A 26666-nucleotide genomic window follows, 5' to 3' on the forward strand; every position below is an offset into this window, starting at 1 on the left:
GCCGCAAAGTTGGGCAAATGCCGCTTAGCGACCACCGAAAGTGCAAGATCGCGGAGGTGGTTGGGTGCGGGGCGCGGGGTGTGCGGGTTAGGGCAGGGTGGCCTGGAGGGCCGCGTCCCTGGTCTTGATGAGGTTCTCCAGGTCCTGCTGGTAGGTGGCCATCCGGGTGCGCAGCGTCTCGTCGGACGCGCCGAGGATCCGAACGGCCAGCAGGCCGGCGTTGCGGGCGTTGCCGATCGACACGGTGGCCACCGGAATCCCCGCCGGCATCTGCACGATGGACAGCAGCGAGTCCATGCCGTCGAGGTGCTTCAGCGGCACCGGCACGCCGATCACCGGCAACGGGGTCACCGAGGCGACCATGCCCGGCAGCGCGGCGGCGCCACCGGCACCGGCGATGATCACCTTCAGCCCTCGGTCGGCCGCCTCACGCCCGTAATCGATCATCGCGACCGGGGTCCGGTGTGCCGAGATGACCCGCACCTCGTACGACACCTCGAAGTCGTCGAGCACCTCGGCGGCGGCCCGCATGGTCGGCCAGTCCGAGTCGCTGCCCATGATCAGCCCAACCGTGGTCACCGGAGTCCTCCTTGGTTCGCGGCCACCCGGGTCACTCGTGCCCCACCTGGAGCCAACGCACGGCCCGCGCCGCCCGTGCCCGTACGTCGTCCAGGTCGTCACCGAGCACGGTGACGTGCCCGATCTTGCGACCGGGGCGTACCTGCTTGCCGTAGAGGTGCACCTTCGCCCCCGGCTCGGCGGCGAAGAGGTGGTGCAGCCGCTCGTCGACCGACATCCCGTCCGGTTCGCCGCCGAGGACGTTCGCCGACACGACGACCGGCGCGGTCAGCGCGGTGTCGCCCATCGGGTAGTCCAGCACCGCCCGCACGTGCTGCTCGAACTGCGAGGTCCGGGCACCCTCGATGGTCCAGTGCCCCGAGTTGTGCGGACGCATCGCCAGCTCGTTGACCACGATCGCGGGTCGACCGGCGTCGTCGCGCACCTCGAAGAGTTCCACGGCGAGCAGCCCGACCACACCGAGCGCGGTGGCCAGGTCGATGGCGAGCTGCTGGGCGGAGACTGCCAGCTCCTCGTCGAGACCGGGCGCCGGGGCCAGCACCTCGACGTTGATGCCGTCCCGCTGGACCGTCTCGACCACCGGGTACGCGGCCACCTGGCCGAACGGCGAGCGGGCCACCTGCACGGCGAGTTCGCGGCGCAGCGGCACCCGCTCCTCGACGATCAGCCGGGTGCCACCCGCGAGCAGTGTCGCGGCCAGCTCGGCGGCCTGGGTGGCGTCGTCCACCATCCAGACGCCCCGACCGTCGTAGCCGCCCCGAGCCGCCTTGAGCACCACCGGCCAGCCGACCTGCTCGCCGAACCCGACCAGGTCGGCGGGGTCGCCGACCGGCCGCCAGACCGGGTTGGGCGCACCCAGCTCGGTGAGGCGTTCCCGCATGACCTGCTTGTCCTGGGCGTGCAGCAGCGCGTCCGCCGGCGGGTACAGGGTCACCCCTTCGGCCGCCAGCGTGCGGATGTGCTCGTTGGGCACGTGCTCGTGGTCGAAGGTGACCACGTCGCAGCCCTTGGCGAAGGTGCGCAGGGCGGCCAGGTCGGTGTGGTCCCCGTACTGGACGTCGGCGGCGACCAGCGCCGCGCCGTCGTCGGGGGCGCTCGCGAGCACACGCAGTGACTGGCCGAGGGCGATCGCGGCCTGATGGGTCATCCGGGCCAACTGGCCGCCACCCACCATGCCGACAACAGGCAGACCGGTACGGGAATCCATAGCGCGGCCAGCCTACCGGTGCCCGACTCAGCCCAGCTCGGCGACCAGCTCGTCGACGGAGGTGACCGGCCGCTGGCAGACGAAACCCCGGCAGACGTAAGCGGCGGACCGCCCGTCGACCAACGGCCGGTCGGCGAGCAACGGCACTCCGGGCTGGTCCGGGAGGCCGGCGACCACCACCGCTCCGGGCGGGGCGTACCGGTGGGCGGCGGCCACCAGCGGATCGCCGGCCGGATCGTGGGTCACCACCGCGATCTCGTACGGACCGGACAGCAGCGCCTCGCCGACCGTGGCCGCGTACCCGCCGAAGCGGGCGTGCCGCCCGACGATCGGCGCAACGGTGGCGAGCGCGGCCTCGGCGGCCTCGCGGTAGCGGGTCTGTCCGGTCAGCGCGGCGTACGCGACCAGCCCGGCGACCAGCGCCGACCGCCCCGACGGGGTGGCGTTGTCGGTCGGATCGGCAGGCCGGGCGACCAACCGCTCGGCGTCGTCGGCCGTGTCGTAGTAGGCGCCGCCGGGAGCGGCGAAGCGTTCCAGGGCGTTGTCCAGCAGCTGGCCGGCCAGGGTCAGCCAGCGCCCCTCGCCGGTGAGCTGGTGCAGGGCGCAGAACGCCTCGGCCACGCAGCCGTAGTCCTCCAGCACCCCGGCCGGATCGCCGACCCTGCCGTCGCGGGAGACCCGGCGCAGCCGGCCGTCGACGACGTGCACGCTGGCCAGGTGCTCGGCGGCGTCCCGCATCGCGCCGTCGGCGACGATGGTGACGCCCTCCAACAGGTTGGCGCCCTCGTCCCGCTTCTCCAGGGCCAGCGCGGCTACCTGGAGGAACTCGACGATCGCGGTGATCGCCAGGCCGTTCCACGCGGCCACCACCTTGTCGTCGCGGGCCGGCTGGGGCCGGATGTCGCGGGCCGCGAGCAGTTGCCCGACCACCCCCTGCCAGCGGGTACGGACCTCGGGCGCGGCGTCGTCCACGTCCCGAGCGAGCTTGAGCACGCTCGTGCCGTGTTCAAAGGTGCCGTCCTCGGTGACCGCGAACAGGTCGGCGGCGAAGCGGCCATCGTCCTCGCCCAGCGCCTCGACGAGCTGCGCGGGCGTCCAGGCGTAGGTGAGCCCCTCGACGCCGTCGGTGTCGGCGTCCAGCGCGGACGCGAACCCCTCCCCCGGACGGTGCAGCTCGTCGGCGAGGAACCGGGCGGTGTCCCGGGCGACCCGACGCGCCAACGGATCGCCGGTCAGCCGCCAGAGCTGCGTGTAGACGCGCAGCAGCAGCGCATTGTCGTAGAGCATCTTCTCGAAGTGCGGCACCGTCCAGTGCGCGTCCACCGAGTACCGGGCGAAACCGCCGGCGAGCTGGTCGTAGATGCCGCCCCGGGCCATCGCCTCGGCGGTGTGCCGCACGATCTCCAGGCTGCGCGGGTCGCCGGTGCGCTGGTGGTGGCGCAGCAGGAAGAGCAGGTTCATGTGCGGTGGAAACTTCGGGGCGCCCCCGAACCCGCCGTTCGTCTCGTCGTACTCACCCGCCAGGTTGCCGGCCGCGGCGTCGAGCAGTGGGCCGTCCAGCGGCGCGGTGGGGCCGCCCACGGCCTGCGCGCCACCGATCGCCTCGACCACGGCGGCGCCCTGGCGCAGCACCTCGTCCCGCTGGTCCCGCCAGGCGGTGGTGACCGACTGGAGCAGGCGGGTGAAGTTGGCGCGCGGGAAGTAGGTGCCGCAGAAGAACGGGGTGCCGTCCGGGGTGGCGAAGACCGTCATCGGCCAGCCGCCCTGACCGGTCATCGCCTGGGTGGCGGTCATGTAGACGGCGTCGACGTCGGGGCGCTCCTCGCGGTCCACCTTGATCGACACGAAGTTGTCGTTCAAGAGCGCACCGACCTGCTCGTTCTCGAACGACTCGTGCGCCATGACGTGGCACCAGTGGCAGGCCGCGTAGCCCACCGAGATGAGCACCGGCACGTCGCGTCGTTTCGCCTCGGCGAACGCCTCGTCGCACCAGGGCCACCAGTCGACCGGGTTGTCGGCGTGCTGGAGCAGGTACGGGGAGGTCGCGTCGGCGAGTCGATTCACCGTTCCAGCCTCGCACAGAGAGAGGGAGCGCGGTTCGGCTGCGGTGTCGCTATGGTGCTCGGATGTCCGAGACGGGGAATTGGGCGGAGCCCACGGTCATCCGGACGGGCTGCTGCGAGGGGGCGCGCTGGCGGCTCGAACTGCCCGGCCCGGACAACACCCGCGACCAGAACCGGCTCGCCGGACTCGCGATGAACCCGGCCGCCCCGACCGACGTCCTGCTCGCCCTGGTTCGGGACGGCGGTCGGCTGCCACGGCTCGTCCTCGCCGAGCGCCTGCAAGGGAACTCGCCGCTGGCGCAGGAGATTCCTGACGTCGTCGCGGCGCTGGTGGCGGTGACGGTCGAGACCGGCGACCCGCATCTGTTGCAACGCCTCCTTTTCGAGGGCGACTTCCCGCCCGACGCGATCGCGGCCTTCCGCGCCTCGTCCGACCACCGGCTGCGGTCCGAGGTCCCCTGGCTGAAGGCGTGCCCACCGGAGACCGTGGCCGCGCTCGCCGACGATCCCCACCCCCAGGTGCGACGAAGTATCGCCTTCCTCACCAATGTCAGCCCGGAAATCCAGGCCAAGCTGGCCCGCGACCCCGACCCGGCCGTACGCGATGGGATCGGCCAACGCGAGTTCTCAGCCGAGATCGCCGAGATCCTGGCGCACGACGAGGTCCCCGCCATCCGGGCGGAAGCCATCGAACAGGCCGGAGACTGGCTGGGCGAGGAGTTGGCCGCCAGCCCCGACCCGGAGGCCCGCGCGACGGCCGCCCAGTGGGGACGCCTGTCCGTAGCGGCGATGGTGGCGCTGTCCGAGGACCCGGTCGTCGCCGTCCGTCGCGCGCTGACCTGGTCGGAGCACGTCTCCAGCCCCCTGCTGGCGGTTCTCGCCCGGGACAGCGATCCCGAGGTCCGCCGAGCGGTCGCGCTGCACTCCGCCACGTCGACGGAGACCCTGACGACGCTGACCCGCGATGTCGACGAGACGGTGGCCCGTACGGCTGTCGAACGATTCACGAAGGACAGCTTCCGGCCGCTGCCCAACCTGGAGCGGTTGGAGGCAGTTGCCGACCGGCTCTCCGTCGAGCAACTCCAGGACCTGCTCGGCAGGTGGAAGTCGGGTTGCGAGCCCGGTCCGAGGCCGTGGCCGGTTGAAGACGCGAAGGAAGCGCTCCAGACCCTCCTGACGCAGTGCGCGGGGTCCCGATCAGCACGCGTACGCGCTGCCGCCGCCGCCAACTGGTCGCTGTCGGAGGAGACCGCCGCTCAACTGGCCCAGGACCGCAACCCCATGGTCCGCCGCTGGCTCGCCCGGCACTGTGGGCATCCCGAGATCCTGCGCCGACTCGCCGAGACGCCCGTCCGGGGCATCGGTGCGGCGCTCGCGAGCAACTCGCGGACCCCGCCCGACGTGCTGAGCCGGCTGCCCGTCAAGCCCCATCTTCTGGCAGAGAACTGGAGCGCGTCGGGCGAGCTGCTGGCCCGGCTGCTCGACGGTGCCGACCACGTCACCCGGCTCGCCATCGCCGAGCACCGGAACACCCGACCGGAGGCATTGGCGGAGCTGGCCCGAGGCGACGTCGAACGGGACGTGCTCCGGGCGGCCTGCGCCCATCCGGCGCTGCCGGTGCCGGTCATGTGGGAGTTGCTGCGGCGACCCGCTTGACGGGAGCGCCGAGCGGTCAGGAGGCGCCGTCGGCGCGCAGCCGGAAGACGTTCGACTCGGCCGAGTCGCGCAGCGTGCCCAGCACCGCACCGATCTTGTCGGCCGGCATCGGCTTGAAGAAGTGGTAGCCCTGCGCGGACGTGCAGCCCAGCTCGGCCAGGGCCAGCCGCTGTTCGGCCGTCTCCACGCCCTCCGCGACCACCCGCAGCCCCAACTCGTGGGCGAGCCCGACGGTGGTCCGGACGATCGCCGCGGCCTCCGGCGAGTCGGCCATCCGGATCACGAAGGAGCGGTCCACCTTCAACTCGTCCACGGCGATCCGGGTCAGGAACGTCAACGAGGAGAAGCCGGTGCCGAAGTCGTCCACCGCGAGCTGTACGCCCATCGACCGGAGGTTGGCGAGCACCTCGTCGATGATCTCCAGCTCGCTCATCACCACCGTCTCGGTGATCTCCAGGACCAGTCGGCGGGGTGGCACCTGGTGGCGGCGCAGCGCGTCGCCGATCTCCGCCGGGAGGCGGGGGTCGAGCAGGCTACGCGCGGACAGGTTGACCGAGATCGGGACGTCCAGCCCCTCGCGGGCCCACCCGGCGGCCACCCCGAGCGCCTTGTCGAGCACGTACCGGGTGAACGTGCCGAGCTGTTCGCTGTTCTCCACCGGGCGGATGAAGTCGGCCGGGCCCAGCCAGCCGCGCCGGGGGTGCTGCCAGCGGATCAGCGCCTCCACCCCGGTGGGAGCGCCGGTCGCCAGGTCGACCGCCGGCTGCAACGCCAACACCAACTGGTCGTCGACCTTCAGCGCCTCGCGCAGTTCGGCGAGCAGGGCGAGCTGGTCGGTGCTGGCCGCGTCCCGGGTGCTGTCGTAGGCGGCAACGCTGCCGCCACCCTCCTTGGCCTGGTACATGGCGATGTCCGCGCGGCGCAGCAGCTCGGTCAGATCGGCGGTGCCGGCGTCGGCCACGACCACGCCCACCGAGACCTCGATGGACATCCGCACCCCGGCCACCTCGGTCGGCGCGGCCAGCCGCTCGGCGATCTCACGAGCCTGACGCAGCGCGTGTGCCATCGGCGCGGCCCGGTCACCCAGCACGGGAACCGAGGTGAGCAGCAGCGCGAACTCGTCGCCGCCGAGCCGGCCGAGCAGGTCACCCGGGCGGGCCAACGCGCTGAGCCGATTGGCCGTCAGCCGCAGCAACTGGTCGCCGGCCGCGTGTCCGAGGGTGTCGTTGACCTCTTTGAACTGGTTGATGTCCAACAGCAGCAGGGCCACCGGGTGGTCGTGTGCGAGCTGCCGCAACGACTGGTCGCCCTTGCCGAGCATGGCCGTACGGTTCGCCAGCCCGGTGAGCGCGTCGTGCACCGCCTCGTACGACGATCGGGCGGTGACCAGGCGCAGTTCGCGGTGGGTCGCGGCGTCGTGCAGCGCGGCGGCGAGCGCGTCACCGAACGCGGCCACCGCGTCCCGTTCGCGGGTCGTGGGCGGGGCGGAGCGGGGGAACCGGACCCGGAGCCGACCGACCGGCACGGCGCCCACCGACAGGGGGCGGACCAACTCGTACTCGTCGGGCTCCGACTTGTCGGGCGGGCCGACCTCCCGGTCGAGCAACTGGCCCCCGGCGTCCCCCCGGTAGCGACGCCACCTGCCGTCGGGCCGGGCCACCTCGACATCGACCAACTCGGCGTTGAACAGCGCCAGCGCGCCCGTCACCGCCGCGCTGGCGACGCCCCGCTCGTCGAGCTGGTTGAGAGCGGCGGTGGCCTCGGCGAAGGCGCGCCACGTCCGACGTTCCTGGTCCGCCCGCAGGCGGTAACGGTAGGTCTGTTGCAGCAGCCAGAGCAGCGGCGGGAGCAGCAGCAACCAGCGCGGGTCCAGCTCCAGCAGCGCGATCACGACCAGGCCGACCGCCACGTTGCCGACGAACATCAGCAACTTGCCGCGCAGCGCGGTCAGCAGCGGCGGCCCGATCGGCAGCCCGTGCCGCAGGCTCAGGCTCACCGCGCCGAGCCAACCCGTCACCATCAGGTACGTCACCGACCCGGCGATCACGGCAAGCGCCAGCACCGGAGTGGGCGGGGTGAGCAGGGGGTGCCCCAACGCGGTGGTGACGGACACGGCCAGCGCCGACGCGGCGGCCAGCGACGCGGCGATCCGGACGATCTCCAGCGGCGGGCGGCGGTCGCTGTGCAGGGACAACCCCGTCCAGGCCAGCCCGGCGCCGATCAGCGTGGCCGACGGCAGCCAGCCGGCCGGAGCGAGATAGAGGCAGACGATCAGGGCCGCTTCACCCCAGGTGATGCTGACCATGCCGGCGGTCCCGCGGAACCGGAGCCGGGCGAGTTGGGCCAGGGCCAGGACACCGACCGCGATGCCGAAGCGGGCCGGACCACCCAGCGGGTCGTCGGCCGGCAGCCCGGACGGAAGCGTCAACCCGACCACGGCGGCGACCAGCGCGGTCAGCGTCACCGCGACCGTCAGCACGCGCAGCCGGACCGGCATGCCGTGCACCCCGAGCCGGTCGAACGGGTCGCCGGCCGGAGCGGAGGTCATCGACCTTCCCCGTCAGCCGACCGACCAACGGTACGGCGGGCAGCCGGTGCTGTGCTGGCCATCGGCGCCCCCTCCCGCGCACGTCTCGGGGACTTTTGGTCCCCCGGCGGAAGGCTAAGCCAAACCGGGTGGTCGCAACAGGGGTCCGCCACCCGGTTCGGCGTGAATCACGCGCGGACTACCCGTTCCGCTGCTGCTGGTGCCCATTGGGAGCGTGCGTGGATGAATCATGCGCGCCGGTCCCGTCTGTCGGATCGACGACTGAAGCGTCGGCCCTGGTCGGATCGACCGCCGGCCCCGGCTGCGGGAACCGGTCGGGCAGACGCCGCAGTCGGGCGTTCATGTTGCGGATCAGCAGGATGGTGGCGGTAGCCAGCAGCAGGATGAGGAGGAGGCCCATCGGGCCGGCCAGACCACCCGTGCGGGTGTCCCCGAAGTTGTTCTCCGCGAGCACCTGGGCAGCGGTCAGCATGGTCGTCCTCCGATGTGCGATTGCCTACCAGGGTAGCCCTGGCCGGGATCAGCGCGCGTGCGCCGTCTCCCGCACTCCGGCGAAGAGGTCGGACTCGGGCAGCGGGCTCTCCACCATGGTGCGTACCAGCTCGAAATCCTCCGTCGGCCAGGCCTGCTGCTGCATCTCCATGGGCACGTGGAACCAGAAGCCGTCCGGGTCGACCTGGGTGGCGTGGGCGCGCAACGCGTCGTCCCGCACGGGGAAGTATTCGGCGCAGTCGACCCGGGTGGTGATCCGTGGGCCCTTGTCCGGACGCTCGTCCCAGCGCTTGAGCCAGTCCTCGTACGGCGACTCGGCGCCCGTGGCCAGCACCGCCTCGTGCAGCGCCATGATCTTGGCCTTGGAGAAGCCGATGTCGTAGTAGAGCTTCAGCGGCTGCCAGGGGGCGCCCAGCTCGGGGTAGCGCTCCGCATCACCGGCGGCCTCGAAGGCGGCCACGCTCACCTTGTGGCACATGATGTGGTCGGGGTGGGGGTAGCCACCCTCCTCGTCGTACGTGGTCACCACGTGCGGACGGAACTCCCGCATCAGCCGGACCAGCGGGCCGGCGGCCACCTCGACCTCCTGGAGGGCGAAGCAGCCCTCGGGGAGCGGCGGCAGCGGGTCGCCCTCGGGCAGGCCGCTGTCGACGAACCCGAGCCAGGCCTGGTCGACGCCGAGGATCGCCCGCGCGGCGTCCATCTCGGCCCGCCGGATGTCCGCGATGTTGGCCCAGACGTCGGGCCGGTCGAGCTTGGGATTGAGCACGCTGCCGCGCTCACCGCCGGTGCACGTCACCACCAGCACGTCGACCCCCTGGGCGACGTACTTCGCCATCGTCGCCGCACCCTTGCTCGACTCGTCGTCCGGGTGCGCGTGGACGGCCATGAGACGCAGCTGCTCTGCCAACTTACGGCGCTCCTCGTCTGTGTCGGCCGGTGGACCCGACCGGGCTCGACCGGCTGACCTGCCAGGAACCTCCCCCGCCCCGCCGCCGGTCGGCACCTGCGGGACCCGACCTGCCGTTCCTGGCATTCGGCCGGGCTGGGAGGATGGACTCCTGCCATTCTTGCCGATGCCGCCGACAACAACGCCAGGAGATACCCGCCGGTGACCGAGACGCACGCCACAATTTCACCGGGCGCGCCGGTCTTCCCGGCCGGGCGCTACGGCCGACGCCGGGCACCCGGCGGAGGCCGGCGTCGTACGCTGCTGGCCGCCCTGGTGCTCCTGGTGCTGGTGGTGGGGCTGAGCCTGATCTCACTGCGGCTCTACCGGCAGTACGGCGACCCGGTCTACGACGCCCAGGTGATCACGTACACCGACATCACGGACAACCAGGTGGTGGTCGACTTCCGGGTACGTGTGCCGGAGGGCGGCTCGGCCGTCTGCGTCCTGCGCGCCCGGGACCGCGCCGGCGTCGAGGTGGGCCGCGACGAGGTCACGGTGACCGCCGGCCCGGGTGAGCGGCACGTCGGCGCCCGGCACCGGCTGAACACCAGCGCCCGACCGTTCATCGGCGAGGTGCTGCGCTGCCGAGCGCCGTCCTGAACTGCGGAGACATCACCCGGTAACGGCCGTCGCCCGGCATCGAGCGCGGGTGCCGGATCCGGACACCAGCGGTGATCGCCGACACGCTGTGTCGTACCGCACTGGTAACTTGGTAGTTCACCTGTCAGCCAGCCACGCACAACCAAGGAGAACGCCTGTGTCCACTGGCAACGAGGCGCCCGCCACCTGGCTGTCCCAGGACGCGTACGACCGCCTCCAGGCCGAGCTCGACGAGCACATCGCCAACCGGCCGGCGATCGCGGCCGAGATCAACGCCCGCCGCGAAGAGGGCGACCTGCGGGAGAACGGCGGCTACCACGCCGCCCGTGAGGAGCAGGGCAAGGCTGAGGGTCGCATCCGCTACCTGCAGGAGCTGCTGCGCACCGCCAAGGTCGGCGCCGCGCCGACGGCCGACGCGGTGTCACCCGGCATGGTGGTGACGATCTACTTCGACGACGACACCGACGACACCGAGACCTTCCTGCTCGGCTCGCGGGAGATCGCCGCCACCACCGACCTGACGGTCTACAGCCCCGAGTCGGCCCTGGGTAAGGCGATCCTGGGTGGTCGCGCCGGGCAGACCTGCACCTACACGGCACCGAGTGGCGCCGACATCAAGGTGACCGTGGTCAGCTTCGAGCCGTTCTCCGGCTGAGCGGCAGCTCCCCTACGGTGTAACGCCGCCGGGGCGTGGCACCGCCTGTCACGCCTCGGCGGCGAACACCACCTGATAGCCACTGGCCCGCAGCGCGCTGATCAACGTGTCGGAGTGCTCCACACCACGGGTCTCCACCGACAGCGCCACCTCCACCTCGCCGAGGCCGAGGTGCGGGTTGGCCCGCTGGTGTTCCACGTCCACCACGTTGGCCCGGTGCTCGGCGATCTGACTGAGCAGTGACGCGAGCTGCCCGGGCCGATCCGAACAGCGCACGGTCACCCGCAGGTAGCGGCCGGCCGCGGCGAGACCGTGCTCGATCACCCGCATCATCAGCAGGGGGTCGATGTTGCCGCCGGAGAGGACCGCCACCACCGGCGTCTCCACCTCCACCACGCCGGCCAGGAGCGCGGCCACGCCGACCGCCCCGGCCGGTTCGACGACCTGCTTGCCCCGCTCCAGCAGCATCAGCAGGGCCCGCGAGATGTCCTCCTCGGAGACCGTGACGATCTCGTCGACGAGCTTGCGGACATGGTTGAAGGTGATCTCCCCCGGCCGTCCGACCGCGATGCCGTCCGCGATGGTGGCGAACGCCGGCAGCCGGACCGGCTCTCCGGCCACCAGGGAGGGCGGGAAGGCCGCCGCGCCCGCCGCCTGCACCCCGATGATGCGTACGTCCGGGCGGAGCGCCTTGGCGGCCACCGCCATGCCCGAGATCAGGCCGCCGCCGCCCACGCCCGTGATGATCGTCCGCACGTCGGGACACTGTTCGAGGATCTCCAACGCCACCGTGCCCTGCCCGGCGATCACGTCCCGGTGGTCGAACGGGTGGATGAGCACCGCACCGGTCCGCTCGGCGTACGTCTGTGCGGCCACCAGCGACTCGTCGACGGTGTTGCCGGCCAGCTCGACCTGCGCGCCGTACCCCTTGGTGGCGGCGACCTTCGGCAGCGGCGCGTTGACCGGCATGAAGACCGTCGCGTGCGTGCCGACCAACCCGGCGGCGAGCGCGACGCCCTGGGCGTGGTTACCGGCGCTCGCCGCGACCACGCCACGCGCACGCTCCGCCGCCGACAGCCGGGAGATCCGCACGTACGCGCCGCGCACCTTGTACGAGCCGGCGCGCTGCACGTTCTCGCACTTGAGCCACGTCGGCCCGCCCAGTGCCGCGCTCAGCGGCCGGGAGGGCTCCAGCGGGGTGGTCCGGACGACGTCGGCGAGCAGTTTCCGCGCAGCCCGTACGTCGTCGAGGCCGACCAGTTCCGTCATGCCCCGATCGTGCCATCCGGGCCCGGCGGCCTCGGCGGCGACACCGGGGTACGCGACGCGACCACCCGCGTCGACGGTCCTCGGACGCCCCGATCGCCCGACTTGCGGGCCGCCCCCGCGTTGATCCACTCCAGATCGCCGACGTGGGGCTGTCGGGTCGCCCGGACAGCGCCACATCGGCGATCTGGAGTGGATCACGACCTGGGCGCGGCCCCCGGCGTCTCCGAGGGCGCCACGGCCGCCGGGGACGCCACGGCCGCCGAGGGCGCCACGGCCGCCGAGGGCGCCACGGCCGCCGGGGCCGCCGGGGCGGGCTGGCCTGCCGACGTGACCGGGGCCGGCGGCCAGGCTTGTGCTGGCCAGACCGGGGCGGTCGGCCACGCCGGGGCGGCGCGGGCGATCCGGGCCTCCTGGGCGGCGGAGATCCGGTGGATCAGCAGGATCAGCGTCACCGCCGCGACCGCGCAGCCCAGCGCCGGCAGGGCGTTGCGAAGCAACGAGTCCCGGTAGTGGTCGACGTACGCCTGGTAGCCGGCGTCGTTGAACGGGGTCTCCGGCAGCTTCGCGTACGCCCTGTCGTCGAGGCGGCTGCTCAGCCGCTCGCCGATGCTGAACACCAGCCAGGAGCACCACCAGACGCTCACGAGGGTGGGCGTGAACCGCCGCCAGAGGCTGTCCCGAGCGATGTTCGCCACGACCCGGGCCGGCACCACGAAGTTCGCGAACGGCACCAGCCAGCCGGCGATCGCCCAGCCCGCTCCGAGGGTGGGCAGTGCGCCGGGGAAGGCGTCGGTGTTCTTGCGCGCCCGCCAGGTCCAGATGATCACCAGGACGGCGGCGGTGAGGTAGACGACGGCCATGGTCAGCGCCACCAGGACGTTGATGATCACCACACCGAGGAGCAGGTCCGGGTCGTCGTCGGCCATGGCCCGCCGGGCCAGCGCCATCCCGATCAGCGGGGACAGCGCCACCACCAGGTAGAGCACGGCGGTCGCGCCGACCGCGACGCTGGCCGCCAGCCCGATCCCCCGTACGCGGTAGGTCGGCAGCCCCGGCGTGACCGCCGGCTGGCCGAGCGGCGTGTAGCAACGCGGGCATTCGTTGTGCTCGGAGGACGTGGCGTCTCCGCAGGTCTGGCAGCGCATTGGTGTCCCCCGTGGTTCGCGCGATGGTGCGCGCACACGCTAGACGATCATGCGCTGGCCGGCGACCCCGTTCCGACGAGGGGATAGCCGGGCGCGTGGCGCACCCACGGGGCGGTCATCTCGAACTGACCGGCCACACCGAGCAGCAGCAGCTCCGAGCCGGGCGGACCGACGATCTGCACGGCGACCGGCAGGCCGTCCGGGCGGCGTCCCACCGGTACGACGATCGCCGGCAGGCCGGCGACGTTCCACGGCGCGGCGTACGGGGCGTACCTGATGTTGGCCGACAGGTTCGCCCGCCAGGACCGCTCCGACCAGCGGCCGGCCTCCGGCGGCGCGCTCGCCAGGGCGGGCGTGAGCAGCAGGTCGACGGAGTGGTCGGTGAAGAAGTCGACGGACCGCTGCCGCCAGGCGACCCGGTCGGCCTCCCGGACGTAGCCGCGCCGCTGTGCCCACTCGCCCAGCGCGACGTGCCGCCGGGTACGGCGTTGCAGACCGCGCCGGTCCAGCCCGGCGGCCCGGACGTCGGCGGCTGCCGCGGCGAACCAGGTGGCGAGGCCCTGCAGGCCCAGGGCCGTGGGGTAGACCGGATCGGCCGGCACGGTGTCGTGGCCGGCGGCGGCGAGCAGCCGGCCGGCCGCGGCCACCGCGTCCCGGTTGGGCGCGTCCGGCGAGACTCCGCGTACCGGAGAGCGCAGCGAGACACCGACGCGCAGCCGTTGCGGCGGGACCAGCTTCTCCGGGCGTCGGCCGGCGAGCACCGAGAAGCCGACGGCGGCGTCGGCGACCGTGCTGGCAAGCATCCCGTGCTCGGTGAGACCGAACCAGTCGTCCGCGCCGAGCTGGCAGGGCACCACACCGCGGCCGGGTTTGAGGCCGACCAGGCCGCAGCAGGCCGCCGGGATGCGGATCGAGCCGAGGCCGTCGTTGCCGTGCGCGATCGGCACCAGGCCGGCGGCGACCGCGGCGGCCGCGCCGCCCGAGGAACCGCCGGGGGTACGCGTGCTGTCCCACGGGTTGCGCGTCACCGCGCTGTCGTCGTCGGTGAGCGCCCAGAGTCCCAGCTCCGGCATCCGGGTGACCCCGAGGATCACCGCGCCGGCGCCCCGCAGCCGCCGGACGACCTCGTGGTCGGCCTCCGCGACCTCGGTCCGCGCGGCGGCCGACCCGTTCCAGGTGGGCAGGCCCGCGACCGGGGTGTTCTCCTTGACGGCCACCGGCACCCCGGCCAGGGGGAGGTTGGCCAGGTCCTCCTGCTCGTCGACCTTCTCCGCCTCGGTGATCGCCTCGCCGCCGCGAACGGCGCGGAACGCGGCCAGTTCGCGGTCGGCCGAGGCGATGTACTCGAGGTGGTCGGCAACGACCTGGGTGGCCGAGACGTCACCCCGCCGTACGCCCCGGGCGATCTGCTTGGCGGTCGCCCCGACCCAGGTCGCCATGATGTCCTGCACGGCCGTCCTCCCCAGCGGTCAGCCCAGCGCCTGCTCCAGATCGGCGAGCAGGTCGTCGACCGTCTCGATGCCGACAGACAGTCGCACGAGATCGCCGGGAACTTCAAGCGGCGAGCCGGCAGCACTTGCATGTGTCATCCGACCCGGGTGTTCGATCAGCGATTCGACGCCGCCCAGCGACTCGGCGAGCACGAAGAGCTTGGCCCGGTTGCAGATCTCGACGGCGTGGTCCTCGCCGCCGGCGGCCCGGAACGAGATCATGCCGCCGAACCGGCGCATCTGCTTGGCCGCCACCTCGTGACCAGGGTGCGAAGGCAGCCCGGGGTAGATCACCTCGGACACCTTGGCGTGCCCGTCGAGGTAGGCGGCGAGGCGCTCGGCGTTGTCGCAGTGCCGGTCCATGCGTACCCCGAGGGTCTTGATGCCGCGCAGGGTGAGCCACGCGTCGAACGGGCCGTTGATCGCGCCCATCGCGTTCTGGTGGTAGCGCAGCTCCTCGCCGAGCGCGGCGTCGGCGACGACGAGCGCGCCACCGACCACGTCGGAGTGCCCGCCGATGTACTTGGTGGTGGAGTGCACCACCACGTCCGCGCCGAAGGCGATCGGCTGCTGAAGGTACGGCGAGGCGAAGGTGTTGTCGACCACCAGCAGCGCGCCGGCGTCGTGCGCCACACCGGCCAGGACGGCGATGTCGGCGATGCCGAGCAGCGGGTTCGTCGGCGTCTCCACCCAGATGATCTTCGTCCGTCCGGGCTGCACGGCGGCCCGGACCGCGGCCGGGTCGGAGACCTTGGCCGGCGTGAACTCCAGCCCCCAGCGCTGGGCCACCCGGGCGAAGAGCCGGTAGGTGCCGCCGTACGCGTCGTCCGGAATGATCACGTGGTCGCCCGGCTGGCACACCGCCCGCAGCAGGGTGTCCTCGGCGGCCAGGCCACTGGCGAAGGCGAGACCCACCGGCCCGCTCTCCAACGCGGCCAGGCACTCCTGGAGGGCGTCGCGGGTCGGGTTGCCGGAGCGGCTGTACTCGTAGCCGAGCCGAGGCGCGCCGACGGCGTCCTGGGCGTACGTGCTGGTCTGGTAGATCGGCGGGATCACCGCGCCGGTCCGGGCCTCGGGGTCCTGACCGGCGTGAATGGCGAGCGTCTCGAAGCCGTGACTCATTCTGGTGAGGCTAGTGCCCCGTCCCGGCGACCCGGCACGGAACCCGCGCCCCGGGCGGGGGCCGGACCCATCCGGTCCGACCCCACGCTCCGGTTCAGCGTCGGGAACGGCCCTCAGGCGGCCGGGACGGGCAGGACGTGCAGGGTGACCGGGTGGTTTCCGGTCCAGTCGTAGGAGACCGCGTAGAGCCGGGCGCCGTTCGGGGCCCAGGCCAGCGCGCCGGGGCTGAGCTCGTCGCCCAGCTCGAAGTGGGCCAGCTCGGTGCCGCCCGTGGAGAAGACGAACACGTCCGGGTCGTAGGAGGCGTCCGCGCCGCCAGCGATCCGGGTGCCGTCGCGCGAGACCTCGACCGCATTGGGGTACGCGCCGGTGCGGAAGGTCGCCGACGGGGTGGTGATGTCGGCGAACGGGAACGCCTGCACCTCGTACGGGGCGCCGGACGCGGTGAACACGGTCGCGCCGGTCGGGTCGAGGGCGATGTCGCGCAGGTTGCTGCCAATCGCCATGAACTCGTTGGTGCCCGGCGCGCTCAGCGCACCACCGGTGCCGATCGTGTACGTGTATACCGACGCGGGGCTCAGGCCGGGCTGCCCGGCCAACAGCACCGAACGGTTCTGGCTGGCGGCGGTCAGCAGCGGAGCGCCGTAGAAGCCGCTACCGGTGTCCAGACCCGTGGTCACCCGCGCCGGCTGGCGGCCCAGGTCGATCCGGCCGATGTTGCCGTCCCAGCCTCCGCAGCCGTACCCGAACCACAGGTACCGCCCGGTCAGCGCCAGCGACGACGGGCACTCGCCCGCGCCGGTGTCGTACCGGGCCGACTCGACGAGCGTGCCGGTGTCGAAGGCGGCGATGGCATTAGCGGTCGGCAGCGCCACGTAGAGGGTCTGCCGGTCGGCGCTGAGCAACAGGTCGGTCGGACCGGGCAGGCCGGACAGGGTGCCCACGACCGCACCCGTCGCGCTGGCCACCACGACGTCGGTCGAGGACGGCCCGCCGCTGACGAAGACCCGGTCACCGGCCGAGACCACGTCGGCCACCGCCGGCAACGACAGCGGGGTGGCCGTCGGCGCGGGTGCGGCCTGGGCGGGGCCCGGGAGACCGGCGGTGAGCAACCCGGCGGCCAGTACGGCCAGTGCCAGGGTCGTGCCTCTCTTGCTGTGCACGTGCGTCCCCCCCATGTTCTTGATCCAGACCCGTAAATGAGTACCACAGTCGATGCGTACGTGGGGGGCAGGTCAGCGCAGATCGGCGCTATAGCCTGGCGCGATGGACGGGTGCGTGTTCTGCGGGATCGTGTCGGGTGACGTTCCGGCGTTCCGGGTCGCCGACGAGCCGGACGGGGTGGCGTTCCTGGACACCCGCCCGGTCTTCGCGGGGCACGTGCTGGTGGTGCCCCGGACGCACCTGGTGACCCTGGCCGAATTGCCGGCCGACCTGCTACCCGGTTACTTCGCGCTGGTCCAGCGGCTGGCCGTGGCGGTGGAGGCCGGCCTGGGGGCCGGTGGGACGTTCGTGGCGATGAACAACCGGGTGTCCCAGTCCGTCCCCCATCTGCACACCCACGTGGTCCCCCGCACCAAGGGTGACGGGCTGCGTGGCTTCTTCTGGCCGCGCACCCGGTACAGCGACGACGCCGAGGCACAGACCTACGCCGACCGGATCGCCACCGCCCTCGACGGCGGGGCCTGAGTCACAGTGGCGCGGGTAAGGAAGCAGAACCCACCGGTGTTACACGCTGGGAGACGCATGAGAGGAGTCCCACCGTGTTCCTGCGCCGTATGAACGCCGAGATGATCACGCCCGAGCAGGCCCTGCCGGGCCGCCCGATCTCGATGCCGGTCGCCGACCGCCACGAGGTTCTGGGCACCCCGCTGAAGGGTCCGTTCCCGGAGGGCCTCCAGGTGGCCGTCTTCGGCATGGGCTGCTTCTGGGGCGCCGAGCGGCTGTTCTGGACGCTGCCCGGCGTGTACACGACCTCCGCCGGCTACGCGGGCGGCTTCACCACCAACCCGACGTACGAGGAGACGTGTTCCGGCCGCACCGGGCACGCCGAGGTCGTCCAGGTGGTGTACGACCCCAGCAAGATCACGTACGAGGACCTGCTGAAGGTCTTCTGGGAGAACCACGACCCGACCCAGGGCATGCGCCAGGGCAACGACGTGGGCACCCAGTACCGGTCGGCGATCTACACGACCACCGACGAGCAGCGGGCCATCGCGGAGTCGTCGCGGGACGCCTTCCAGCCGATCGTGACCCGGGCCGGCAAGGGTGAGATCACCACCGAGATCGCCCCGCTCGGCAGCTACTTCTTCGCCGAGGACTACCACCAGCAGTACCTGGCGCCGACCAAGAACCCGAACGGGTACTGCAACCACGGCCCGAACGGCCTGAGCTGCCCGGTCGGCGTGGCCCGTACCGCCGGCTGACCCACCTGCGTGAACGCGATGCCCGGCTGCCGACGAGGCGGCCGGGCATTCCCGTTTGGCCCTGTGATCGAAATCCGTTGCCGAGCCCGGCGGGAACTCGATAACGTGGCCGTACACGTGAAAGGAGGTGGTCCAGACTTGTATAGCAATCGGACTCGTGAGGTGGCTGTCCGCTAGCCGCTGTCCTCGACAGTGATCGTCCGCCGCGAGGCGGGCAACCAGTACGACCGTCGAGACCGTGTGGCAGCGGTGCGGCGAAAACCACGACAGCCACCCGACCCCCGGGGTGCCGGCTTAGTCCAGCCGGCCCACGCGACAGCGTGGAGCGCCCCGGGGGTCGCTTCATCTCGGTGGGAGATCAGCGTGTCGATGCGCGAGCTGGTGATTCTCGGGACGGCCAGCCAGACCCCCACCCGGCAGCGCAACCACAACGGTTACGTGCTGCGCTGGGACGACGAGGTGATCCTCTTCGACCCGGGCGAGGGCAGTCAGCGCCAACTCCTGCACACCACCGTCACCGCCAGCGACCTGACCCGGATCTGCGTCACGCACTTCCACGGCGACCACTGCCTCGGTCTGCCCGGCACGATCCAGCGGCTCTCACTGGACCGGGTCCCGCACCCGGTCGCCGTGCACTTCCCGGCCGGCGGCGCCGAGTACTTCGCCCGGCTGCGGCACGCCACCTCCTTCTACGAGAGCGCCGAGCTGGCGGTAACGCCGATCGAGACCGACGGGCAGCGGATCGCCCTGCGCTGCGGGACGCTGGAGGCCCGCCGGCTGCGACACCCCATCGAGACGTACGGCTATCGGCTCGTCGAGCCGGACGGCTGCCGGATGCTGCCGGAGAAGCTGGCCGCGTACGGCATCGCCGGCCCGGCCGTCGGCGAGCTGATCCGCGTCGGCCACCTGGACCTCGACGGGCGTCGCGTCACCCGGGACGAGGTGAGCGAGCCCCGACCGGGGCAGCGATTCGCCTTCGTGATGGACACCGGCCTCTGCGACGGCGTGTACGCCCTGGCCGAGCACGCCGACCTGCTGGTCATCGAGTCGACGTTCCTGGAGTCGGAGGCCGCGCTGGCCGCCGAGGTCGGCCACCTGACCGCGGCCCAGGCCGCGCGGGTGGCGACCGAGTCGGGGGTACGCACGCTGGTGCTGACGCACTTCTCCCAGCGCTATCCCGACCCGCGCCGGTTCCATGACGAGGCTCGCGCGCACTTCGACGGCGATCTGGTTGTCGCCGAGGATCTGACCACCGTGCAGGTCCCGCCGCGCCGGGTAGCCTCGGCCGGGTGACTGTCACGCTCCGCCCCGCCACCGATCACGACCTGATGGGGGTCGGTGCCCTGCACCAACGGTCCCGGGTCGCCGCGTACTCCTCGTTCCTGCCGGCCGAGGCGCTGGCCAAACCGACCGGGGAGGCGATGGGACGGTACTGGGTCGAGCGGTGGAGCTGGGAGCGTGACACCCACCGGCTGATCGTGGCGGAACGCGTCGGCGGGCTCGTCGGGTTCAGCTACCTGGGGCCGGACGACGAGGACGATCCGACGACCGGGCTGCTCAACGCGATCCACCTGGACCCGGCCGAGCAGGGGCGGGGCACCGGCCGCGCGTTGATGGTGGACGCGCTCGACGCCATGCGTGACCGCGGTTGGCGTCGCGCGGTGCTCTGGGTGCTGCGGGAGAACGCCCACGCCCGCGCGTTCTATGAGCGCGGCGGCTGGACCCCGACCGGGGCCGAACGCGAAGAGAAGATGGGCACGGCCCCCACAACCCAACTCCGCTACACCCGCGCCCTCTAACCCCTCCCCCTCCCCTCCCCGGCCCCACCTCCCCCGGCCCCCACCTCCCCCGTCGATCATGGACTTGTGGTGGGCAATTTAGGCATTGATGCCCCCTTTGCTCACCACCACAAGTCCATGATCGACGCGGTGGGGTGGGGTGGGTGCGGTGGGTGGGTGGGTGGGGTGGGCGGTTAGTGGGCGCCCAGGTGGGACAGGAGGTCCTGGCGGGTCAGGACGCCCTTGGGCTTGCCGTCGACCAGGACCAGGGCGGCGTCGGACTTCTCCAGCAGGCCCACGGCCTCGCTGACCGGCTGGCCGCCACCGATCATCGGCAGCGGGTCACCCATGTGCCGCTCGATGGTGTCGTGCAGGTGAGCCTGGCCGGTGAACAGCGCGTCGAGCAGGTCCCGCTCGGCGATCGAGCCGGCGACCTCGCCGGTCACGACGGGCGGCTCGGCCTTGAGCACCGGCAACTGCGAGACACCGTACTCACGCATGTAGTCGATCGCGTCGCGGACCGTCTCGGTCGGGTGCACGTGCACCAACTCGGGCAGCCCGCCCGGCTTGCTGGCCAGCGCGTCGGCCACAGTGGGCTCGGCGCCGGAGTTGTCGAGGAAGCCGTACCGGGCCATCCACGAGTCGTTGAAGATCTTCGAAAGGTAGCCCCGGCCGCCATCGGGCAGCAGCACCACCACGACGTCGTCCGGGGCAGCCCTGCGCGCCACCTCCAGCGCGGCCACCACTGCCATCCCGCAGGAGCCGCCGACCAGCAGCCCCTCCTCGCGGGCCAGCCGCCGGGTCATCTCGAACGACGCCTTGTCGGACACCTCGATGATCTCATCGGCGACGCCCCGGTCGTACGTCTCGGGCCAGAAGTCCTCGCCGACGCCCTCCACCAGGTACGGCCGGCCGGTGCCGCCGGAGTAGACCGAACCCTCCGGGTCGGCGCCCACGATCTTCACCCGGCCGTCGGAGGCCTCCTTGAGGTACCGGCCGATGCCGGAGATCGTGCCGCCGGTGCCGACGCCCGCCACGAAGTGGGTGAGCCCGCCCTCGGTCTGCTTCCACAGCTCCGGGCCGGTGGTCTCGTAGTGCGAGCGCGGGTTCGCCGGGTTGCTGTACTGGTCGGGCTTCCACGCGCCGGGAATCTCGCGGGTCAGTCGGTCCGAGACGTTGTAGTACGAGCGCGGGTCCTCCGGGGCGACCGCCGTCGGGCAGACCACCACCTCGGCGCCGTACGCCCGCAGCACGTCCTGCTTGTCCTGGCTGACCTTGTCGGGGCAGACGAAGACGCACCGGTAGCCCTTGAGCTGCGCCACCAGGGCCAACCCGACGCCGGTGTTGCCGCTGGTCGGCTCGACGATGGTGCCGCCGGGCTTGAGCAGACCGGCCGCCTCGGCGTCCTCGACCATGCGCAGCGCGATGCGGTCCTTCACCGAGCCGCCCGGGTTGACGTACTCCACCTTGGCGAGCACGGTGGCCTGGATGCCCTCGGTGACGCTCCGCAGGCGGACCAGCGGAGTGTTGCCGATCATGTCGACGACGTTGTCGTAGTACTGCACGGTGTGCCCTTCGTTGCGGCGCCGGCGACGGCGGCCGGGCAGACGTATCCTCGCCGCCCAGCGTACGTGCCGTCAGTGCACCAGACCCCCGGGGATGACCGAGCTGCGCCGGGCCTCCCACTCCAGGAAGCGGTCGGTCTCGGAGAGCACGCTGCCCGCCAGCCAGGTGACCATGACGGCGTCGTCGGCCAGCCCGAAGATCGCCAGCGGGATCTCGGGCAGGAAGTCGATGGGCGAGACGATGTACGCCGTGGCCGCCGTCATGAGGGCCAGCCGGAGGCCACCGTCGTACTCGCCCCTGGTGGTGGCCCGGATCATCCGGGGCAGCGCCGCCAGCCGGGCCCCCAGCGACGGTCCGCCCCGCGCCCCCGCCATCAGTGCCCGCGCCAGGGCCGCGAACGCCGCGCTGCGCTTCAGTGTCTTCCCCATCGTCGCGCTCCTCTCCGCCGGATCAGCGTGGCGGGTCGGCGCAAGTCGGCCGGCCTCCACCGGACAGGTACCCCGTCGCGTCGGTTTCCAGGCATCCGCGAGCCGTGACGACGACAGCGGTGTGTCGGGCCGGCGCGATAATGTCGCCATATGGGGGTGGCTGGTTCTGTCGTACCCGTTGGTCCGCGCCGGCGGCAGGCCTGGCGGATCGCCCGACTGGCGGCGATCGGCACGGGCGCCACCGCGGCGGCCGCGATGGCGACCGGCGGCGTGCTGCTCGGCCAGGCCCGCCAGGCCCGGCGCACCATTCCGATGGCCGAGGCGCCCCCGCCGCGCTGCGACGGGATGTACGGCGCGAAGTTCCCCGGCCCCGCGCTCACCATGGTCGTGCTCGGTGACTCGTCGGCGGCCGGCTACGGGGTCCACCGCCGCCGGGAGACACCCGGAGCGCTGCTCGCCACCGGCCTCTCCCGGCGGCTGCACCGGCCGGTGCTGCTGCGCCGGTTCGCGGTGGTCGGGGCCATCTCCGCGGCCCTACGTCACCAGGTGGAGGCGGCGCTCGACTGCTCCCCGGACATCGCGGTGATCCTCATCGGCGGCAATGACATCACCAACCGCACCCCGCGCGGCCTGGCCGTGCGTTACCTGGTCGAGGCGGTCCGCTCGCTGCGCGCCGCCGGCTGCGAGGTGGTCGTCGGCACCTGCCCCGACCTCGGCGCGATCCGGCCGATCCAGCCACCGCTGCGCTGGCTGGCGCACCGGTGGAGTCGCCAGCTCGCCGCTGCGCAGACGGTGGCCGTGGTCGAGGCGGGCGGTTGGACGGTGTCCCTGGGCGACCTGCTCGGCCCGCGGTTCGCGGCCGAGCCGCTGCGGATGTTCGCCTGGGACCGGTTCCACCCCTCCGCCGAGGGGTACGCCATGGCCGCCGCCGCCCTGCTGCCGACGATGTTGTCCGCGCTCGGTGCGGGGCACGAACGACGGGTTACACCGGCGCGGGGCGAGGGCGTACGGTCGCTGCCAGAGGCCGCGCAGGAGGCGGCCCGGCACGCCGGCACCGAGGTCAGCGGCGCCCAGGTCCGGGGCCGCGACCGAGGGCCGGCCGGCCGGTGGGCGCAGCTGCGTCGCCGGGCGTTCTTCGGTGTGCACGCGGTGCCGCAGGCAGGCTCCGCGGACACCTCGACAGTGGAGGGACTGGCATGAACGAGCGCAGCGAGCGGGACGTGACCGCCGGCTTCCCCGGCCGGCTGGGTCGGGCGGCGGCGCTCTCGCTGCTGGCCGGCACGGTGGGCGGCGCCGCCGTCCTGGCCGGCGAAGCGTTCGTCGCGCGCCACCGGCGCTACGCCCAGCCGGAGCTGGGGCTGGCGCTGCGCGCCACGATCGGCCGGGCCGAAGCCGCACCGCTGCGCCTGGTGCTGCTCGGTGACTCGTCGGCACTGGGTGTCGGCGTCGACCGCCTCGAGGACACCATCGGCGGGCAGTTGGCCAACCTCCTCGCCGAGGGGCCGTCCGGCCGTCGGGTGCACCTGTCCAGCGTCGGCGTCTCGGGGTCCCGCTCCACCGACCTGACCACCCAGGTCGCCCGGGCCCTGCTCGGCGAGCGACCCGACGTGGCGCTGATCCTGATCGGCGCGAACGACGCCACCGGGCTGCGCCGGCCCGGCGACGCGTCCGCGTACCTGGGGGCGGCGGTGCACCGGCTGCGGGAGGCACGCGTCGAGGTGGTGGTGGGCACCTGCCCCGACCTCGGGGCCGTACGCGCCATCGCGCCGCCGCTGCGTCAGCTCGTCGGCTGGTCCGGTCGGCGGATGGCCCGCGCGCAGACCACGGCGGCGCTGGAGGCGGGCGGGACGGTGGTCGACCTGGCCACCGAGACCGGTCCGGTGTTCCGAGCCGACGCGGGCACGCTGTGCCACGACGGTTTCCACCCGTCGGCCGACGGCTACCGGGTGTGGGCGCACGCCCTGCTACCGGCCGTCGTGGCCGCCGCGGCGGTCGCCTCCCGGCGGTGACGCACGCCCGGCGAGGGTGACATTTCCCGCCGCCCTCGCTTCTTCCGCGCCATGTTACCGGCGGGTTAACGTTGGCCCATGCCGATTGAGTCGCCCCGCGATGCCGTCATCGTCGCTACCGCCCGCTCCCCCATCGGCCGGGCCCACAAGGGGTCCCTGCGCGATGTCCGCTCCGACGACCTCGCCGCGACCATCGTCCGGGCCGCCCTGGACAAGATCCCCCAGCTCGACGCGAGCACCATCGACGACATCTACCTCGGGTGCGGCCTGCCCGGCGGTGAACAGGGCTTCAACATGGCCCGGGTGGTGGCCACCCTGCTCGGCCTGGACACCGTGCCCGGCGCGACGCTGACCCGCTACTGCGCCTCGTCGTTGCAGACCACCCGGATGGCCCTGCACGCGATCCGCGCCGGCGAGGGCGACGTGTTCGTCTCCGCCGGGGTCGAGATGGTCTCCCGGTACGCGCGCGGCAGCTCCGACGGTCTGCCGCCGGAGGCGCAGGCGCTGGTCGGCGGCGGCTGGGAGAACCCGCGCTTCGCGTCCGCGGCCGAGCGCTCGAAGCGCCGCGCCCAGGGCGGTGCCGAGGTGTGGACCGACCCGCGCGACAGCGGCGACCTGCCGGACATCTACCTGACCATGGGGCAGACCGCGGAAAACCTGGCCCAGGTGTACGACGTGACCCGCGCCGACATGGACGAGTTCGGGGTACGCAGCCAGAACCTCGCCGAGAAGGCCATCGCGGACGGCTTCTGGGCCCGGGAGATCACCCCGGTCACCACGCCGGACGGCACTGTGGTGAGCACCGACGACGGTCCCCGACCCGGCGTCACCCTCGACGCGGTCGCCGGGCTGAAGCCGGTGTTCCGCCCCGACGGCCGGATCACCGCGGGCAACTGCTGTCCCCTCAACGACGGGGCCGCCGCCGTCGTGGTGATGAGCGCCCAGCGGGCCGAGGAGCTGGGCGTGACCCCGCTGGCCCGGATCGTCTCCACCGGCGTCACCGCGCTGTCGCCGGAGATCATGGGCCTCGGGCCGGTTGAGGCGTCCCGGCAGGCGCTGCGCCGGGCGGGCATGACCATCGACGACGTCGACCTGGTCGAGATCAACGAGGCGTTCGCCGCTCAGGTCATCCCCTCCTACCGCCAGTTGGGCATCCCGGAGGAGAAGCTGAACGTGATGGGCGGCGCGATCGCCGTCGGGCACCCGTTCGGCATGACCGGCGCCCGAATCACCGGCACCCTGCTCAACGCCCTCGAATGGCACGACAAGACGATCGGTCTGGAGACCATGTGCGTCGGTGGCGGCCAGGGCATGGCCATGGTGCTCGAGCGGCTCAGCTGACGGATTGAGCGCGCCGGGCGCCCGGCTGCGGGCTGCCCGGGGGCAGCCGGCGAGCCGCATTGGGTCGCCGGGCGCGCGGCACCGGGCGCGCCGCTACTCACAGCGCGTTGCGGGTCGCCGTCACCTCGGCGGCGGCCCGCGTCAGCACCTCGGCGTCGGCCCCGGCGGCGAGCAGGTCGGCCGTCACCACCCGCAGTTGGTCGGGCAGGGCCAGGTCGTTGTCGAGCCGGGGCACGGTTCGCCGTGGTTGCCCCTCGGCGTCGGCCGCGAGGTTGGCGACCTCCTGCACCAGACGGTGCACCAGGTCGGCGCGGGGCACGTTGCCGGTGGTCGCGGTCGCGGCCCAGCGCGGCTGTTCCCAGTGCCCGACCTGGCCGACCAGCAACCGCACGGCCTGCTCCAACTCCGCTACGCTCACCGCGCCGAGTCTACGGTCGACCCACGCCGCACAACCGGCCGGAGCAGCCGAGATCAACTCGACTTTCTGGAAACCGGGGCATCCCCGCGCCCCGGACACCCCGACATTCGGTAAAGCGAGTCGATCAGCGGCGCAGGTAGCTGAGCAACCGCAGCAACTGCCAGTAGAGGAACACCAGGCCGGTCAGCAGACCGAACGCGCTCAGCCACGCGTACCGGCGCGGTCGGCCGTCGCGCACCGACCGCTCGACCAGGTCGAAGTCGAGGATGAAGCTGAACGCGCCCGCGATGATCGCCACCACCGAGAAGGCGTACGGCAGCCAGCCGACCTCCCCGCTGACGCTGTAGACCGCCAACCCCGACCGGCCGGAGATCAGGTACGACACGAGGTTGACCACGCTCAGCACGGCGATGCCGAGCAGCGTGCCGATCACCAGCCGGGCCAGTCGGGGGGTCGCGCGGATCACCCGGGCCCGGTACAGCGCGGCCATGCCGAGGAACACACCGAAGGTGCCGGCCACCGCCTGCACGACGATCCCCGGGTAGACCTGTTCGAAGGCCCGGCTGGCCACCCCGAGCAGCAGCCCCTGGAGCAGCGCGTAGCCGATGATCGGCACCGGATTGGTGATCCCCCGCAGCGAGATGACCAGGACCAGCACGATCGAGGCCAGGGCGGTGCCGGCCAGGGCCGCGCCCAACCACACCGCGTCGGGCACCACCGCCCAGGACACCGCGGCGGTCGCGCCGGTGAGCAGGAGCAATCCGACGGTACGCACCACGACGTCGTCGACCGTCATCGGCTCGACGTCGCGGGAGCTGACCACCCGGGACTCCAACCGGCCGGTCTCGTCCAGCCGGTTGAGCACCGGGTTGTCGCTGCGCACCGTCGCCTCCTTCGCCCGTACCCCAGGAGATTCACTCTC

The 26666-nt window shown here is 72.5% G+C and carries 25 protein-coding genes; 10 read left to right on the forward strand and 15 right to left on the reverse strand.

Features of this window, described 5'->3' with window-relative positions; all coding sequences use genetic code 11:
• Positions 1 to 87: 87 nt before the first annotated feature.
• From purE to AB0J36_RS06060, 3 genes are read right to left on the reverse strand one after another with little or no spacing between them, the layout of a single operon-like run.
• Complete coding sequence (purE, locus tag AB0J36_RS06050) at positions 88 to 579, reverse strand: 5-(carboxyamino)imidazole ribonucleotide mutase (protein ID WP_357397678.1); 492 nt, start codon at positions 577 to 579, stop codon at positions 88 to 90.
• A gap of 31 nt (positions 580 to 610) precedes the next feature.
• Positions 611 to 1786: a 5-(carboxyamino)imidazole ribonucleotide synthase gene (locus tag AB0J36_RS06055; protein WP_357130032.1), complete on the reverse strand. Its 1176-nt coding sequence runs from the start codon at positions 1784 to 1786 to the stop codon at positions 611 to 613.
• 27 nt (positions 1787 to 1813) lie between these two features.
• Positions 1814 to 3850: a thioredoxin domain-containing protein gene (locus tag AB0J36_RS06060; protein WP_357397676.1), complete on the reverse strand. Its 2037-nt coding sequence runs from the start codon at positions 3848 to 3850 to the stop codon at positions 1814 to 1816.
• Between the two features lie 62 nt (positions 3851 to 3912).
• Between AB0J36_RS06060 and AB0J36_RS06065 the strand changes: the two genes are divergently transcribed.
• A complete protein-coding gene (locus AB0J36_RS06065; protein ID WP_357397674.1) occupies positions 3913 to 5505 on the forward strand; it encodes a hypothetical protein in 1593 nt (530 codons plus the stop codon).
• Positions 5506 to 5521: 16 nt separating this feature from the next.
• Here AB0J36_RS06065 and AB0J36_RS06070 read toward each other — a convergent pair whose 3' ends face one another.
• The 3 genes from AB0J36_RS06070 to mca form a co-directional block, all read right to left on the reverse strand.
• Positions 5522 to 8002 (reverse strand): bifunctional diguanylate cyclase/phosphodiesterase, encoded by a 2481-nt coding sequence (locus tag AB0J36_RS06070; protein WP_357397700.1) that lies wholly within the window; start codon positions 8000 to 8002, stop codon positions 5522 to 5524.
• Between the two features lie 229 nt (positions 8003 to 8231).
• Entirely contained in the window at positions 8232 to 8525 is a 294-nt protein-coding gene (locus AB0J36_RS06075; RefSeq protein ID WP_357130041.1) for a hypothetical protein, read from the reverse strand.
• Between the two features lie 48 nt (positions 8526 to 8573).
• Positions 8574 to 9455, reverse strand: a complete 882-nt coding sequence (gene mca, locus AB0J36_RS06080) for a mycothiol conjugate amidase Mca (protein ID WP_357130044.1) — start codon at positions 9453 to 9455, stop codon at positions 8574 to 8576.
• A gap of 201 nt (positions 9456 to 9656) precedes the next feature.
• Between mca and AB0J36_RS06085 the strand changes: the two genes are divergently transcribed.
• Complete coding sequence (locus tag AB0J36_RS06085; protein WP_357130047.1) at positions 9657 to 10097, forward strand: DUF4307 domain-containing protein; 441 nt, start codon at positions 9657 to 9659, stop codon at positions 10095 to 10097.
• Positions 10098 to 10254: 157 nt separating this feature from the next.
• The gene (greA, locus tag AB0J36_RS06090; protein WP_355048818.1) at positions 10255 to 10752 is read left to right on the forward strand and encodes a transcription elongation factor GreA; all 498 of its coding nucleotides are present in this window, start codon (positions 10255 to 10257) and stop codon (positions 10750 to 10752) included.
• Between the two features lie 48 nt (positions 10753 to 10800).
• Here greA and ilvA read toward each other — a convergent pair whose 3' ends face one another.
• The 5 genes from ilvA to AB0J36_RS06115 all read right to left on the reverse strand — a co-directional run bounded on the left by ilvA (position 10801) and on the right by AB0J36_RS06115 (position 16941).
• The gene (gene ilvA, locus AB0J36_RS06095; protein ID WP_357174925.1) at positions 10801 to 12021 is read right to left on the reverse strand and encodes a threonine ammonia-lyase; all 1221 of its coding nucleotides are present in this window, start codon (positions 12019 to 12021) and stop codon (positions 10801 to 10803) included.
• Between the two features lie 194 nt (positions 12022 to 12215).
• A complete protein-coding gene (locus AB0J36_RS06100; RefSeq protein ID WP_357397669.1) occupies positions 12216 to 13166 on the reverse strand; it encodes a DUF4328 domain-containing protein in 951 nt (316 codons plus the stop codon).
• 47 nt (positions 13167 to 13213) lie between these two features.
• Positions 13214 to 14605, reverse strand: coding sequence for an amidase family protein (locus AB0J36_RS06105; protein ID WP_357130407.1), 1392 nt, complete (start codon positions 14603 to 14605; stop codon positions 13214 to 13216).
• Between the two features lie 30 nt (positions 14606 to 14635).
• Positions 14636 to 15778, reverse strand: a complete 1143-nt coding sequence (locus tag AB0J36_RS06110) for a cystathionine gamma-synthase (protein ID WP_357130057.1) — start codon at positions 15776 to 15778, stop codon at positions 14636 to 14638.
• Positions 15779 to 15891: 113 nt separating this feature from the next.
• On the reverse strand, positions 15892 to 16941 hold the full coding sequence (locus AB0J36_RS06115; protein WP_357397666.1) for a hypothetical protein: 1050 nt from the start codon (positions 16939 to 16941) through the stop codon (positions 15892 to 15894).
• 103 nt (positions 16942 to 17044) lie between these two features.
• Here AB0J36_RS06115 and AB0J36_RS06120 point away from each other — a divergent pair, with 103 nt between their 5' ends.
• The 4 genes from AB0J36_RS06120 to AB0J36_RS06135 all read left to right on the forward strand — a co-directional run bounded on the left by AB0J36_RS06120 (position 17045) and on the right by AB0J36_RS06135 (position 20003).
• Positions 17045 to 17467 (forward strand): HIT family protein, encoded by a 423-nt coding sequence (locus tag AB0J36_RS06120; RefSeq protein ID WP_357130063.1) that lies wholly within the window; start codon positions 17045 to 17047, stop codon positions 17465 to 17467.
• A 74-nt stretch (positions 17468 to 17541) separates the two neighbouring features.
• Positions 17542 to 18204 (forward strand): peptide-methionine (S)-S-oxide reductase MsrA, encoded by a 663-nt coding sequence (msrA, locus tag AB0J36_RS06125; RefSeq protein WP_357130066.1) that lies wholly within the window; start codon positions 17542 to 17544, stop codon positions 18202 to 18204.
• A gap of 363 nt (positions 18205 to 18567) precedes the next feature.
• Complete coding sequence (locus AB0J36_RS06130; RefSeq protein ID WP_357174934.1) at positions 18568 to 19497, forward strand: ribonuclease Z; 930 nt, start codon at positions 18568 to 18570, stop codon at positions 19495 to 19497.
• Positions 19494 to 20003 (forward strand): GNAT family N-acetyltransferase, encoded by a 510-nt coding sequence (locus AB0J36_RS06135; RefSeq protein ID WP_357397661.1) that lies wholly within the window; start codon positions 19494 to 19496, stop codon positions 20001 to 20003. The genes AB0J36_RS06130 and AB0J36_RS06135 overlap by 4 nt, the downstream gene beginning before the upstream one ends.
• A 173-nt stretch (positions 20004 to 20176) precedes the next feature.
• Here the strand turns inward: AB0J36_RS06135 and AB0J36_RS06140 are convergent, their stop codons facing one another.
• Positions 20177 to 21547, reverse strand: a complete 1371-nt coding sequence (locus AB0J36_RS06140; RefSeq protein ID WP_357130075.1) for a cystathionine beta-synthase — start codon at positions 21545 to 21547, stop codon at positions 20177 to 20179.
• A 72-nt stretch (positions 21548 to 21619) separates the two neighbouring features.
• The gene (locus tag AB0J36_RS06145) at positions 21620 to 21976 is read right to left on the reverse strand and encodes a YkvA family protein (protein ID WP_355048830.1); all 357 of its coding nucleotides are present in this window, start codon (positions 21974 to 21976) and stop codon (positions 21620 to 21622) included.
• 150 nt (positions 21977 to 22126) lie between these two features.
• Between AB0J36_RS06145 and AB0J36_RS06150 the strand changes: the two genes are divergently transcribed.
• The 3 genes from AB0J36_RS06150 (at position 22127) to AB0J36_RS06160 (ending at position 25326) form a co-directional block, all read left to right on the forward strand.
• A complete protein-coding gene (locus AB0J36_RS06150) occupies positions 22127 to 23176 on the forward strand; it encodes an SGNH/GDSL hydrolase family protein (protein ID WP_357130078.1) in 1050 nt (349 codons plus the stop codon).
• Positions 23173 to 23985, forward strand: coding sequence for an SGNH/GDSL hydrolase family protein (locus AB0J36_RS06155; protein WP_357397530.1), 813 nt, complete (start codon positions 23173 to 23175; stop codon positions 23983 to 23985). The genes AB0J36_RS06150 and AB0J36_RS06155 overlap by 4 nt, the downstream gene beginning before the upstream one ends.
• Before the next feature lie 78 nt (positions 23986 to 24063).
• Positions 24064 to 25326: an acetyl-CoA C-acetyltransferase gene (locus tag AB0J36_RS06160; protein WP_357174943.1), complete on the forward strand. Its 1263-nt coding sequence runs from the start codon at positions 24064 to 24066 to the stop codon at positions 25324 to 25326.
• 97 nt (positions 25327 to 25423) lie between these two features.
• Here the strand turns inward: AB0J36_RS06160 and AB0J36_RS06165 are convergent, their stop codons facing one another.
• Positions 25424 to 25744 (reverse strand): hypothetical protein, encoded by a 321-nt coding sequence (locus AB0J36_RS06165; protein WP_357130087.1) that lies wholly within the window; start codon positions 25742 to 25744, stop codon positions 25424 to 25426.
• Positions 25745 to 25868: 124 nt separating this feature from the next.
• Positions 25869 to 26627 carry a Bax inhibitor-1/YccA family protein gene (locus AB0J36_RS06170; RefSeq protein ID WP_357174946.1) on the reverse strand — a complete coding sequence of 253 codons (759 nt, stop codon included), beginning with the start codon at positions 26625 to 26627 and terminating at the stop codon, positions 25869 to 25871.
• Positions 26628 to 26666 lie beyond the last annotated feature (39 nt).

The sequence above is a fragment of the Micromonospora sp. NPDC049662 genome, from assembly GCF_040675055.1.
Taxonomy (GTDB): domain Bacteria; phylum Actinomycetota; class Actinomycetes; order Mycobacteriales; family Micromonosporaceae; genus Micromonospora.